The organism is Thalassotalea sediminis (assembly GCF_030295915.1).
Taxonomy (GTDB): Bacteria; Pseudomonadota; Gammaproteobacteria; order Enterobacterales; family Alteromonadaceae; genus Thalassotalea_C; species Thalassotalea_C sediminis.
The window spans coordinates 1,575,398-1,589,509 of sequence record NZ_AP027361.1; the positions used below are offsets into that span (position 1 = coordinate 1,575,398).

The 14,112-nt window shown below is 38.8% G+C and carries 13 protein-coding genes; 3 read left to right on the forward strand and 10 right to left on the reverse strand.

Translation table 11 applies throughout. The annotated features are described in order from the left end of the window. Window positions 1-30: 30 nt before the first annotated feature. The 4 genes from QUE09_RS07115 to fadE all read right to left on the reverse strand — a co-directional run bounded on the left by QUE09_RS07115 (window position 31) and on the right by fadE (window position 5,751). A complete protein-coding gene (locus QUE09_RS07115) occupies window positions 31-1,404 on the reverse strand; it encodes an aldehyde dehydrogenase family protein (protein WP_286235503.1) in 1,374 nt (457 codons plus the stop codon). Between the two features lie 78 nt (window positions 1,405-1,482). Next, entirely contained in the window at window positions 1,483-2,157 is a 675-nt protein-coding gene (locus tag QUE09_RS07120) for a TetR/AcrR family transcriptional regulator (protein ID WP_286235504.1), read from the reverse strand. Between the two features lie 82 nt (window positions 2,158-2,239). Further along, on the reverse strand, window positions 2,240-3,133 hold the full coding sequence (yihG, locus tag QUE09_RS07125; protein ID WP_286235505.1) for a 1-acylglycerol-3-phosphate O-acyltransferase, YihG family: 894 nt from the start codon (window positions 3,131-3,133) through the stop codon (window positions 2,240-2,242). 179 nt (window positions 3,134-3,312) lie between these two features. Next, window positions 3,313-5,751: an acyl-CoA dehydrogenase FadE gene (gene fadE, locus QUE09_RS07130; protein ID WP_286235506.1), complete on the reverse strand. Its 2,439-nt coding sequence runs from the start codon at window positions 5,749-5,751 to the stop codon at window positions 3,313-3,315. Window positions 5,752-6,029: 278 nt separating this feature from the next. Between fadE and QUE09_RS07135 the strand changes: the two genes are divergently transcribed. Beyond that, a complete protein-coding gene (locus QUE09_RS07135) occupies window positions 6,030-6,827 on the forward strand; it encodes a class II glutamine amidotransferase (protein WP_286235507.1) in 798 nt (265 codons plus the stop codon). Here QUE09_RS07135 and QUE09_RS07140 read toward each other — a convergent pair whose 3' ends face one another. From QUE09_RS07140 to purM, 3 genes are read right to left on the reverse strand one after another with little or no spacing between them, the layout of a single operon-like run. Next, window positions 6,828-7,571 (reverse strand): DUF3108 domain-containing protein, encoded by a 744-nt coding sequence (locus QUE09_RS07140; RefSeq protein ID WP_286235508.1) that lies wholly within the window; start codon window positions 7,569-7,571, stop codon window positions 6,828-6,830. It lies immediately after the preceding gene. A gap of 19 nt (window positions 7,572-7,590) precedes the next feature. Next, complete coding sequence (gene purN / locus QUE09_RS07145) at window positions 7,591-8,235, reverse strand: phosphoribosylglycinamide formyltransferase (RefSeq protein WP_286235509.1); 645 nt, start codon at window positions 8,233-8,235, stop codon at window positions 7,591-7,593. Between the two features lie 7 nt (window positions 8,236-8,242). Next, window positions 8,243-9,289, reverse strand: a complete 1,047-nt coding sequence (gene purM / locus QUE09_RS07150) for a phosphoribosylformylglycinamidine cyclo-ligase (protein WP_286235510.1) — start codon at window positions 9,287-9,289, stop codon at window positions 8,243-8,245. Window positions 9,290-9,459: 170 nt separating this feature from the next. Here purM and QUE09_RS07155 point away from each other — a divergent pair, with 170 nt between their 5' ends. Next, complete coding sequence (locus QUE09_RS07155; RefSeq protein ID WP_286235511.1) at window positions 9,460-10,599, forward strand: DUF2066 domain-containing protein; 1,140 nt, start codon at window positions 9,460-9,462, stop codon at window positions 10,597-10,599. Next, a complete protein-coding gene (gene hda / locus QUE09_RS07160; protein WP_286235512.1) occupies window positions 10,596-11,309 on the forward strand; it encodes a DnaA regulatory inactivator Hda in 714 nt (237 codons plus the stop codon). Before QUE09_RS07155 ends, hda begins: the two co-directional genes overlap by 4 nt. Before the next feature lie 10 nt (window positions 11,310-11,319). Here hda and QUE09_RS07165 read toward each other — a convergent pair whose 3' ends face one another. From QUE09_RS07165 to arsC, 3 genes are all read right to left on the reverse strand, one after another. Next, the gene (locus QUE09_RS07165; RefSeq protein WP_286235513.1) at window positions 11,320-13,290 is read right to left on the reverse strand and encodes a hypothetical protein; all 1,971 of its coding nucleotides are present in this window, start codon (window positions 13,288-13,290) and stop codon (window positions 11,320-11,322) included. 70 nt (window positions 13,291-13,360) lie between these two features. Beyond that, window positions 13,361-13,756 (reverse strand): DUF2069 domain-containing protein, encoded by a 396-nt coding sequence (locus QUE09_RS07170; protein ID WP_286235514.1) that lies wholly within the window; start codon window positions 13,754-13,756, stop codon window positions 13,361-13,363. An 11-nt stretch (window positions 13,757-13,767) separates the two neighbouring features. Next, window positions 13,768-14,106, reverse strand: coding sequence for an arsenate reductase (glutaredoxin) (arsC, locus tag QUE09_RS07175; protein WP_286235515.1), 339 nt, complete (start codon window positions 14,104-14,106; stop codon window positions 13,768-13,770). Between the last annotated feature and the right edge of the window lie 6 nt (window positions 14,107-14,112).

Consider the following 14,112-nt stretch of genomic DNA (forward strand, 5'->3'; position numbering starts at 1 on the left):
TTTTTCATGTGATTTGTCTTAACTATACCGTTATAAGTGTCTAATTAATTTAAGCAGCTTAAATTTTAACTTTGTGTATGGTGCGAAACGCACGGGGAGATCTTTTAGAAAAGGGCGCTTTAATACTGACTTTAAATGGCTAAAATTATCGAAGCCTGCTTTACCACTATATTGGCCCATACCGCTAGGGCCAACACCACCAAAAGGTAAATCAGGGACGGCATTAAACATGATCACATCATTAATGCATAAATTGCCACAACTAATTTCATTAGCCCATTGATATTCTTGTTGTTTATCGCGGGTAAACAGGTATGAGGCTAATGGTTTATCACGCTGTGTAATAAATGCTTTTGCTTCACTAAAGCTATCAATTGTTATGATAGGGAGAATCGCACCGAAAATTTCTTCGGTCATTAGTGCGCTATCTAACGCCGGATCTACGACAATGGTAGGAGCTATATAGCGTTCATTTATATCTACTTCACCACCTTGGACAATATCACCAGTATCAAGGTAACTAGCAATTCGTTCACAGTGCCGTGTATTGATAATACGGCCGTAAGAATCACTTGATTTAGGATCGTTGCCAAACATTGTACTAATTTGGCTTTGTAAAGCTGTTAAAAGCTGTGGCAACACATCTTTTTGCACTAATACGTAATCAGGGGCAATACAAGTTTGCCCTGCATTCATCCATTTACCCCACGCAAGGCGTTGTGCTGTTATTGTAATATCTGCACTACTATCGATATAAACTGGACTTTTACCCCCTAATTCTAGTGTGACAGGCGTTAAATGCTTAGCGGCTGCAGCCATAATAATACGCGCTACTTGACCGTTTCCGGTATACATAATGTGATCAAACGGATGCGTTAGTAGTTCAGTTGTCTCTTCAACGCCACCTTCAATGACTGAGAACGCTTGATTATCCAAATACTGCGGAATAAGCGTTGCGAGCAAAGAAGAGGTAGCAGGCGCTAGTTCGGAAGGTTTAATTATTGCGCAGTTACCTGCAGATACAGCGGCAACTAGCGGTGCTAACACTAATTGTACAGGGTAATTCCATGCACCAATGATCAATACCGTTCCTAATGGTTCTGGCTGAATATAAGAACGCCCAGGTTGAGCAACAATGGGAGTCGATACGCGCCGACTATTTGCCCATTTATTGAGTCGTTTCAATACGTGATCTACATCACCAGCAACATATGAAATTTCTGTAATCCAGCTTTCAACTTTTGGTTTGCCTAGATCTTTATTTAAGGCTGCAATGAACTCTTGCTCATTTTCTTGAACCAGCTTTTTTATTTGGCGTAACTGTGCTTTTCGCCAGTTTATGTCTCTGGTAACTAGCGTATTGAAGTACGCCTTGTGATTTTCTACCTGCTGTTTAAAGTTCACTACGTCCTCGACCGAAAATTTGAAAAATCAGGTAATTACTTTACTTGGTTTTTGAACCTTTGTACAAATAGTATTGTATTAATCTGACTTTCTTTTTACACGTAAAACGGCCATTAATAGTCGTTCAACAATACTGTAGATATAATCGACATCTACAGCTTTAGGAGCAACGAGATTTCTATACTCGAGCTGTGTAAATACGGTCAATAAAATATCGGCATCAATAGTCGCTGTTTCAGGAGAAAAATACCCACAAAGCCTCTCAAAAGGAGCAATAAGTGTATCTCGGTGACTTGTTGCAAGTTGTCTTAGAGCCGGGGATACTTGCACTTCTGTGAATAAAAATTGTTCTACTGCTAAATCTACTGGGTTTTCTTTTAATTTATTGATTAAATAATCTGTAGCTATTTTTGATAAGGTATCTGCGAGTTCACGACGAATAGACCCTTTTTTCAACTGCGTTTTAGTATAACTATCCAGTAACTCAAAGATTTGTAACCAAGCAAGACGTGCTTTTTCGAGCGTACGATTTGAGCTTAGTAAGAAAGCTTCATGAACTAATTCTTGAATATCTTTAAAGTAATACGTGGTAAGTGATAATTGTAATTGAGCTTGGTTTGCTATCGCGCGGTGAGTAGTCCCTTTTATACCGTTAGCTGCTAATACTTCGATAGCAGCATTCAGTATTTGATTTCTTGTCTGTTCGCCTTTAGAGCGGCGCTTGACAACGTTTTTTTCCTTTATAAGCGACATTAGACTTTCCAAAGTTATTTATGTAACAATAAATTAACGTTTTTTACGTTTTAGTTCAATAAAACCAAGGGATTGAAAGCGCTTACTTAGTAAGATAATTGTTAATTTTTGTATCGCTTCGTTGCCATAGCTGTGTTAACCAACGGTGAAAGTCACGTTTATAGTTCACATCATTATTATAGTCACCACGCAGCAGTTCACTGTTATTTATTTGTTCAATATCTATAACCACTTCTTTTAACTTACCTTTAAGCATATCTTTCATGATATGACCGGGGTTTTGTGGGTAAATAATCGAAACCAGTAAAATTTTATCAAACTGTTCACCCATGGTTTGCATCGTAAAAGCAATACCGCTTGCCTTAGGTGTAAGTAAGTGTTGAAACTTATTGTTTTGGCGACGATGTTTTTCTTCAGTGTACCTCGTCCCTTCTACAAAATTGATAATTGTCGTTGGTTGATTTTTAAACTTAAGGCAAGACTTTTTTGTCGTCTCAATATCCTTACCGATAAGGTGAGGGTTCTTTTTGAGGTAGCTACGACTATAACGGCGCATAAAAGGCATATCTAAGGCCCAGCAAGCCATACCTACAAAAGGAACTTTCTTCAATGAATCTTTTAAAAAATATCTAGGTTCTGGTATTCGTGTGCGTGCAAAATGAGACAAAATAAAAATATCCAACCAACTTTGGTGGTTTGCAATCATTAAATACCACGAGTTTTTGTCTAGGTTCTCGTCACCTTTAATTGTCCAAGAAACTTTATTAAACGTACAGATCAGCAAATAATTTATGAGTGCCCATAAACGATAGAAAAAATTCATTGGGTAAGCTAGGTTGCGCCTAAAAACGGGTAAGGGAATAAGAAGTTTTAATAACCCGCCTGCAAAAACGAGCGAGCCGCAAAGGGCCAAATTAAAACAAAAAAGTGTAAATGAAATTGGCATTAAGATGAAAGAAGGTAGAAATGACAACATGTTACAAGATAAATACTAACAAAACTGGCGGTTATTCTACTGGCTTTTAATGTGCTTGTGTATCGCTTTCTTAGTTCGTTATTGTGAAAAGGCCTAAAGTGGCAGATGTGCAACTTTAGGCCTTGATAGTTTATTTTAACAATATGCTTTAATGGTGGTTAACACATAATATATTACCACTAAGACATTGAATTAGCATAAACGCCTGAAACAAGTTCATCATGATCAAAGTCATCAACGTTTATAACTTGTAATCTTAGCTTCTCTGCATTGATTAACATGTCCGCTTCTTCCTGCGAAATAGCGTTTTCTGCTAATCCCTTTTCTGCTACGCGATCTAAGTAATAGAATGGCATTTTCTCATTTAATGCTTTGCACACTTTGTCGTAAATAGGTTCGCATGCAATTAATAAGGTTAACGCGCTTTCTAAAACACCGAAGTTGTTTGTGCCGTCATCCGATAAATACTGTCCAGCTCCAAGCCTATCTCTTGCTTCACCAGGCGTTTGAAGTAAACGTGCAACCTGATGATCCGTCAAATCTGATGGCTTTTTCAACCAAGTACCAAATGGGAATATCATTAACCTCAAGGCGACAGCTACAAATTTATTTGGAAAGTTACCTATTAGTTCATCAATTGCTTGCTGTGTACGGTATAAACTGTCTTCAACGGCCCAGTTAACTAAAGGTATGTCTGCATGTTGACGGCCTTGATCGTGATAACGTTTTAAACTGGCGCTAGCAAGATATAGGTAACTTAAAATATCACCTAATCGTGCCGAAATGCGCTCTTTACGTTTTAAATCGCCACCAAGTGTTAACATAGCGATATCAGATAGCATCGCTAAATTGGCACTAAAGCGAGACATTAATTGATAGTAGCGTCTCGTATGATCACCAAAAGGGGCACTGGTAAACCGAGCACCTGTTAATGCGAGCCATTTTGTGCGTGTAATATTACTTATCGCAAAGCCAATATGTCCAAACAAGGCATGATCAAAGCTTGCTAGTGCTTCATTAGGATCTTCATTATTAGCAGCTTCTAGTTCTGCTAAAACGTAAGGGTGACAACGAATAGCACCTTGCCCATATATGATCATACTTCGAGTAAGAATATTGGCACCTTCCACAGTAATAGCAACAGGTGCACCTTGATAACCGCGTGCTAGATAGTTATTTGGCCCCATACAAATGCCTTTACCGCCGTGAATGTCCATCGCATCGGTAACACAACTACGCATTTTTTCTGTTAAGTGATATTTCGCAATTGCCGAAATAACTGACGGCTTTTCGCCTAAATCGATCGCTCCCGTTGACATGGTTGTTACGGCATCCATTAAATAGGCATTGCCACCTAAACGTGCTAGTGCTTCTTCAACACCTTCCATTTTACCTATAGGTAACTTAAATTGGCGGCGAATACGGCTATATGCACCTGTTGCAAGTGCGATTGACTTTATACCGCCTGCGCTATTCGAAGGCAGTGTAATTGCGCGGCCAACAGACAAACATTCCACTAGCATACGCCAGCCTTGACCAGCCATTTTAGGGCCGCCAATGATATAATCTAAAGGAACAAAAACTTCATTTCCTTTTGTTGGACCATTCTGGAATGGCACATTTAATGGAAAGTGACGTCTACCAACCTCTACACCATCAAGATCCGTTGGAATTAATGCACAGGTGATACCGAGATCTTCGGTGTCACCGATTAGACCGTCTGGGTCGCTTAACTTGAATGCTAAACCTAATACTGTAGCGACAGGCGCAAGAGTAATGTAGCGCTTATTCCAGGTGAGTTTCATACCAAGTACTTCTTCGCCGTTAAACTCTCCTTTACAAACAACACCAAAATCTGGAATTGCACCTGCGTCTGAACCGGCTTCTGGGCTAGTTAAAGCAAAACAAGGGATCTCTTCACCTTTAACTAATCGCGGTAAATAATGATCTTGTTGTTCTTTAGTTCCATAATGTTGCAATAATTCACCAGGCCCTAAAGAGTTAGGTACGCCCACCGTGCTTGCTAGTACAGTACTTGCGCCAGATAGTTTTTGTAGTACGCGTGATTGTGCGAATGCGCTAAAGGCTAAGCCACCATATTCCTTTTTGATGATCATGGCGAAAAACTTATTGTCTTTTAAATATTGCCACACCTCTGGAGACATGTCAGCGCGATTGTGGGTTGTATCCCAGTCATCAACCATTTTACACACTTCTTCTACAGGACCATCAAGAAACGCTTGTTCTTCAGCTGTTAATCGAGGAGCAGGGTAGTTGTGTAATTTTTGCCAATCTGGGTTACCACGGAAAAGATCTGCTTCGAACCATGTTGTACCAGCGTCAATAGCTTCTTTCTCTGTACGAGACATTTCAGGCATAATTTTCTGAAACATCTTTAACAATGGTAAACTAATATATGTCTTGCGAACGTCACTAATATTTAGTGGTATGGCGAAAATGGCGAATAGCAGCCAACCAAATAAAGAGACAGCTTGAAATACCGTACCTAATGCCATTAATACGGCAAATGATATTGTATATGATGAGAGAGAGGCGCGGTTGTACGCCATAAAGCCTGTTAGCGCGATTGCGCAAATAAACCAAGTTAATATTTCCACATTACACCTTTATGTTGTAGAGGTCTGACCACTTATTAAGGATAGATCGCTTATTCGAACTTTTCAATGCTTAATTTCTATAATATAGCGGTTAATTTGTGTTTTGTATTCAGGCAAAGCCTTTAACAAATTGTTACGTAAGTCCGATGTATTTAATCGATGTGGTTTAGGTTTCATTTTTTAAGTACAACGTTAAATCTCAGCTTAAATTTGATAGACAAATATAATCACTAAAATGTTATCATTTAAGTACTCTATTTTAATGCTGTTTAAAACCTATGTGTGAACTTTTAGCAATGAGTGCAAATGTACCAACCGATATTTGTTTTAGCTTTAGTGGTCTAATGCAACGTGGTGGTAATACAGGTCCTCATAAAGATGGTTGGGGCGTCACTTTTTACGAAGGTAAAGGGTGTCGCAGTTTTAAAGATCCATTACCGAGTGCTGAATCACCAATTGCGACGTTAGTGACTGAATATCCTATCAAGAGCGAAGCGGTAATATGTCATATTAGGCAGGCCAATTCTGGTGCTGTGTGTTTAGAGAATACTCACCCATTTACTCGTCAAATGTGGGGGAAAAACTGGACATATGCGCATAATGGACAATTGAAAGACTATGCGCAATCATTACCGGTTAAATACCATATTCCAGTAGGTACAACAGATAGCGAACATGCTTTTTGCTGGATACTTGATCAAATTTATATACAGTTTGGTGTCCAAGAACCAAGCGATCAAGATCTGTTTGCTTTTATCGCTGAACTTAGCGAAAAAATTAATCGTTTAGGTGTATTTAACTTACTCTTGTCTAATGGTGACTGTTTATTTGCGTACTGTTCAAACAACTTACACTGGATAACACGAAGAGCGCCGTTTGGCGAGGCGAGTTTAATAGATGCCGAAATGATTGTTGATTTTCAACAAGTTACTACTGCAAATGATGTCGTAACTGTGATTGCTACTCAACCATTAACGGATGATGAGCGTTGGCATAAAATGCAAGCAGGTGAGTGGTTGTTATTTAAACTTGGTGAACCAATACTTAAAGGGCAAACACCCACCAAAATAGGTTAACTATGGTGTTTTTAAGCTGGTAAGTTGTGCTTCAAATTGCTCTGCGCCAGCTTTTGCTTGGTAAAGTTTTACAAGTACATAGTTTAATTCGGGAGCGAACCAAGCATAAGTTACACGTTTTTTCTCGATAACTTCACGCTTTAAACGAATTGTCATTACGTTACCGTAGGGTAACATAAGCTCTTCTTTACCATCATATTGATAAACGTAGTTTTTGATACTACCAGATGTTGATATAACAGGGTAAACAAATACTTTCTGTTCTGGATTTTCAATTAACTTTAAGCGGTTTTGTAAATGATAACTTAGCTTATCTTGGATATTTTCAGGAAAATCAATATTTAACGTAACATTTTCTTTCACATTGGTTGCGCGATTTTCGTCAATGTTATATCGCCATTGATAAGATTTATCGCTTCCGGTACCGGTGCGTTCATAATAATAGGCTTTTGGGATTACATCATACTTGTCTATTGCTAGCAGTGAGCGTTCTTGTCGTTCATCCGAAAAAATAAGCCATTCAATATTGGTCTGGTAGCTATATTCATAAAGGCCATCATCAATGATTTCTAACGACCGGGTACCTTTTCCGACAGGTGATGATTTATGCAAAATACTATATTCAGCAGTAAACGGGGTAATTGCTATTTTGCTTACTTCATCTTTTTCATTGTTGCTTACTTGTGCATTAACGATAGATGAGCACAACAGTATAGATGCTGCTATACAATACTTTTTAATCATAATTACCCCTAAATTTTTATTATTCTTCGTTAGCGTAACCACTTTTTGGTAATGGTTTACCATCTAATATTGCTGTATCTCCTTGCATTGCGAGTCTTCCGGCACAAAACCATCTCACCACTAGCGGGTATATACGATGTTCTTGTTCATGTACTCTACTCGCCAAAAGTTCAGCAGTGTCATTTTCAAATATTGGTACTTTAGCTTGCAATATTACTGGACCACCATCTAATTCTTCTGTAACAAAGTGAACGCTAACACCATGTGTCTTGTCACCAGCATCAATTGCGCGCTGATGAGTATTCAATCCTTGATATTTAGGCAGCAATGATGGATGAATGTTCAATAATTTTCCCGCATATTTGTTAACAAATTTTTCAGTTAATATACGCATGAAACCTGCTAGCACAATAACATCAGCTTGATAACTGTCGATAACATCGATAAGGGCGTCGTCATAGTCTTCACGCGAGTTAAATTCGCGATGGGAGAGTACATTTGTTTTAATTTTTTCGTTACTGGCTCTAGTGAGGCCATAGGCGTCAGCGATATTAGATATCACCCCAACAACCTCTCCAGGGTAGTTAGTAGATTTGCAGGCGTCTATAATCGCCTGCAAATTAGAACCACTGCCTGATATGAGCACAAGGATTCGAGATTTCATTGATGAATTAGTCCTCATTGATGACGACTTGTTCACCATCTTGGCTTAACTCAGCAATTTCACCTATGTGCCAAGCGTTCTCACCTTGTGCTTTTAAAATTGCTAAACTGTTTTCAACTTGATCAGCAGGTACAGCGATGATCATACCAACACCACAGTTAAAAGTGCGATACATTTCATGGCGAGTGATGTTACCTTTTTCTTGTAACCAGTTAAAAATTACTGGCCATTGCCATGAATTGCCATTGATGACTGCTTGTGCACTTTCAGGTAATACGCGAGGAATGTTTTCCCAGAACCCGCCACCAGTAATATGCGACAAGGCATGAACATCAACTTGTTTCAATAATTCAAGTACTGATTTTACATAGATTTTAGTCGGCTCTAATAAACGATCAGCAATCGATTTACCATCGAGTAATTCACTTGTATCTGTATTGTTAACTTCAAGTACTTTACGGATTAATGAGTAACCATTCGAATGTGCGCCTGATGAACCAAGTGCAATTAATTGGTCGCCAGCTGCTACTTTCGTGCCGTCTAATAAACGTGATTTTTCTGCAACACCTACACAAAATCCTGCAATATCGTAATCGCCTTTGTGGTACATACCTGGCATTTCAGCTGTTTCACCGCCGACTAATGCACAGTTAGATTGAACACATCCTTCTGCAATACCACTCACAACAGAAGAGGCTACATCGACATCTAATTTTGCTGTTGCATAGTAATCTAAAAAGAATAATGGCTCTGCACCTTGAACAATAAGATCGTTGACACACATGGCAACAAGATCAATTCCTACAGTATCATGCTTTTCAAGGTCAATTGCTAAACGAAGTTTTGTGCCAACACCGTCAGTTCCAGCGACAAGTACGGGTTCTTTATAACCTGTAGGAAGTTGGCATACAGAGCCAAAGCCGCCTAAGCCACCCATCACTTCTGGACGTGTGGTACGCTTTACCGCACCTTTAATATTTTCAACTAGTGCATTGCCTGCATCGATATCTACACCAGCATCTTTATAACTAAGTGACTGCTTTTCTTCGCTCACGGGGAAACCTCATTTGTAACCGTTTGATATTGTCTGCTGCTCAGAACAGAGATAAAGAGCGCATATTCTACCAGTGCAAATGCTTGCTGAGAATCTTTTCAATAAAATATTTTTTTCTTTACGGTATTTATCGATTTTTAGCGGTAATTTGTTGTGGTAACATAATGGTTATGAAACAGTTTTTTGTTGATCTTACCATGCGAAGTTTTTTAGTTTTTATATTGGTAATATTAAGCCTAACGGCCTTTAAAAATGCGCGAGCAGTGGAAGTGAAGGATTTATATCTTGCGCGTGTTGTTGTTGCGTCACAAAGTATTACGGATAGAAATGCGGCGTTTAAAGACGCATTGGATATCGTCTTAGTAAAAGTGAGCGGGCAGAAGGGGATACTACAAAACCCTATTATTAAGCAACAACGTGCTCGTTATAAATCTTTTGTTAATAACTTTCGTTATGAACGAAAAAATCAACAAAATTTGCTTGTCGTCTCTTTTGACGAAGCGAAAATAAACCAATTATTTGTAGGTGCCAATTTACCTATTTGGGGCAGTTTGCGTCCACAAATTGTGATATGGATGGTTGAAGAGCGGCAGTTAACGCGTGAAATAGTAAGCGCTAATAGTCAATCGCCTTTAAATAGTGTGATTAAAACTGTTGAAGACAATCGTGGATTGCCTTTCATTATGCCAATGATGGATTTAACCGATAATAATCAAATATCAACATCTGAGGTCTGGGGGCGTTTTATTCAGCCTATTATTCGCGCTTCTTTACGCTATCAACCTGAGGCTATTGTAGTTATTAGGATGTCTGATAATAGTTTATTACTAGATCAGCACCTTATGCCTAAGGAAGCTTGCCTTACAAACTGCGAAAATGTTGTGGCGCTTGATTGGAGCTTCTTATCTATGGCCAATGCTGATGTGATCCCGCATCTCGGTGAGCGGGTTTATGGTAAAGATAAACACGCATTATTGGCATCAACGCTCAGTAAAATAAGTGATATGGTCGCAAATCGGTATGCGGTGACTACGGATACTAAACAAGATTTTATTATTGATGTTGCTAACGTGGACAGCTTATTCCAATATGTTGAAATAACAAATTTCTTGTCACAATTATCGTCGGTAAAAGCAGTAAAGTTGGTGAAAGCTAATGGCAATACCAGACGATTTAGTCTATCGTTGCTCGGTTCTGAACAAGCGTTTTTATCTGCACTTAAACTCAACAAATCGCTAAAACGTTATGTTGATCCTCTTGACCCAGCCTCTATGCAAGGAACACCGTTATTTCATTGGGAGTCGCTTTGAGTCCAACTCCTCAGCTATCACTGTCAGTTCATTTACCCGATGACGAAACGTTTGAAAGCTATCGTTCTGTAATCAATGAACCAGTAAGTAAACTATTATCGAGTTTTATTGCGCAAGAGCAATTAATAGATTCAGGTATTCATAGTGCTTACTTGTTTGGGTTGCACGGTGTAGGAAAATCACATTTATTGCATGCATGTTGTGCATTTGCGCAAGGCATAAATCTTAGCTCAGTTTGCCTTTCATTTAGCGAAAAAGATCAGCTTTCTCCTGAAATGTTGCAAGGGTTAGAGAACATTGACGTCATTTGTTTAGACGATATTCAGTTTGTTAGCCAAGATAAATCATGGCAACAAGCAATTTTTGACCTTTACAATCGGGTAATAGAACAAGATAAACGCATCATTATTTCAGGTGATCAAGGCGTTAATGAGTTGGGTTTAACTTTGCCTGATTTAGCGTCTCGTTTAAGCTGGGGACATGTTATGCAAATAAAGCCGTTGTCTGATGATGAAAAGCTTGAAGCTTTGCAGTGCCGAGCACAACAACGTGGTCTTTACATTAGTGATGAAGTAGGGCGATTTTTGTTGGCAAGAATTAACCGAGAAATGACGAGTTTACTGGCAGCACTGGAAACGTTAGATAAAGCTTCAATAAGGGAACAGCGACGCATCACTATTCCCTTTATTAAAGAAGTATTATTGTCGTAGTTTATGTAAATTAGTAAACAAATTTACGGCCATTACCATGACGAATTTCACCATTTTTAGGCAGTAAACGAGGGTCAACTTGTTTAGACTTAACTGCTAAACGGTTCGCTAATGTATTCTCAGCACTATCAACGAGCTCAATACTGTCTCTCCAGCTTTTAGTTGTATCAAGCTGTGTAGCTGCAGGCATATTTTCCAAAATTTCAATTGCTTCAGTAGCAAACTCAGGAATAATGCGTTCTGTTACAAACTGTACTCGCGGTTTTATTTGTGGTTCACCTTCACGGCCACGTTGTCCCCATACAATGTCATCATAGTCTTGATCACTTACAGCAACATCACGGTCAACGCCATAACGTACTTTCATCATAAAGCCATCGAATAAAATCGCATAGTCTTCGCGTGTTGAACTATAACTATAAAACTGAGGTGCGCCTTCTGTTTTGAACATATTGGCAACATCTTCCATGGAGTAAGCTTTTTGTGTTTCAGTAATCAAGGTTGGATCTTGAAAACGTACTTGACCAAGTTTGGTCATGTTATTTTGCTCACCGGTTGCCCAGCCTTGATCTAAAGGCAATGCACGCTGTAAGTCATCTGATTGAATCTCTTTATCAGTAAATAAGTTGTTTACTAACGTTAAGAAAGTGGCTGGATCACCATTTAATTCAGCCCAGCTTGTTGATGGGAAGTAGTCGTTAGCATGTGCAAGTTCGTGATAAAGCAATGAAGCAAAGTCATATTTTGCAGCAGACATACTCCGTGTAATACGCTCACTAATAGGGTAATAAAAGCTCGCATATTGATTGTTTTTTACGTATCGCCACGGAATTTCAAATTGTAATTCACTACCAAATCCTGCGCGATAATCTGGTGCTTGATTTATGGTATCGCGTTGTTCAGGTGTTTCCCATAAATCACTCGGATCAAGATAAATAGCACCTGTATATGGATGATAGAAAGAAGGACGAACGTCATAAGATAAGACAACCGCTGTGGTTGCTCTCAATAAGTTTTTAAAATCATTATGTTCGTCGTACTGTTCAAGAAATTTCTTAAACTGATCGCCCATCCATTTGTGGGAAACAACAACACGATCCATAATATCGTTTACCGAAGGCGTTTCAGAGATATGCGCGATAAGCGGGGTTTGATTGAAATTGCATGACGTACTGTACGAGGCTTTATTTGAGTACACGCAATCAATTAGTTTTTGACCTGCTGAGGAATTTTCATTGTATAAAAACACGTCGGCAACACGCTCAGGGAAAGGAACATAGCCTTCATTACCCAATGGAGTGTTAGCATTTTCAACCAAAATAGCAATTTCGTCAGACACAGTCTCCCCGTTTACCGACCCTGATACGGTAAATGAAAGCAGTGTATCTTCAGTTACATTAGGTGCATCAAAAAATACTGCAACTTTGCCATTCGTACTGTCTGCGGTGAATTGAACATTCGGACCTGCAGTTTGAGTCCAAGTCAATGAGTTTTGATCTTGCTCTTTATTGGCACTTGTCGAGAGACTATACGAAATTATAGACACACCATTACCTTCTATAACGGCATGCCCTAAACGCGCTGTTAAAGGCGCAATTGATTCTGTTACCGTAAAGTCGATTGAAAGTGACTTCTCCGAACTGCCGTCTTCCGTATACGTTACTTCGAAACTGTAATCGCCAGCAACCGTCGGGGTAAAGCCGATGACCTTACTGTTCATCGCATAAAACTGAGTGCTATTACCTGCCGTTTGTGACCATTTAATATTACTAATTGAGCTATCAGGTGCAAAAAGCACTAATTCTGTAGACTGGCCGATAGCGACTGTTTCTTCTAGCTGAATAATTTCGGCACTATCTGTCGTAGGCGTTGTAGGGGTTGGCGTAACTGGTGTTGTCGGTGTTTTAGACGAAGAAGAACCCCCGCCACCACAAGCAGAGAGGGCTATTCCTAATGTTATTGCGATAATAGATTTTTTCATGATTCTTAAACTACATTAATTGATTCAGTAAAATATTACCACATTTGTTAAATAAATGTTAATAACGTAGTTATTGTTCTTTATCTTTTGTTTTGCGAAGGCTTAAACCTAATTCTTGACCACGGTATTTTGCGTAATAAGTGCCTGAAATAAACATCATTGTTGCAAAAACTAATTCGACTATTGCCCAGAAAAAGTCAGTAGATGATACCCATAACGTCGTTAGTCCATGCAAGAAGTACCACATAACAATAAAATTTGACCAAGCAAATGTATAAGGGTTCCCTTGAATCATGCCTTTAAGAGGAAACAGCAAAGGTATAACAAAGAAAATCATGTTTAATGTCGGAGAAAGACTATCTGAGGGATTGAGCCATAATAGCCATAAAGGCATATATATTAATAATGAAAAATAGCCAGTTAAGGCTATTTTTTTGTGCTGTTGTGTTGAAAAGTATTGCTTCATTTGTCGAGATCTTACAATAAGGCTAATACGTTTTCGGGTGGACGGCCAATGATAGCCTGGTCACCTTTAACAACGATCGGACGCTCGATCAGTTTTGGCGTATTTGCCATCGCATTGATCAACGTATTATCATCAGCACCTTTTAAGTTTTGCTCTTTAAATTCAACTTCTTTTGTTCGCATCATTTCAATAGGAGAAACATTAAGTTTGTCGATAATTTGCTTGATTTGTGTCGTATTTAGTGGTGTTTTTAAGTATTCGACTATTTCAACCTCTGTGCCTTTGTCTTCTATCAGTTGTAATGTTTGGCGGCTCTTAGAGCATCTTGGGTTATGGTATATTGTTAACATAATTTT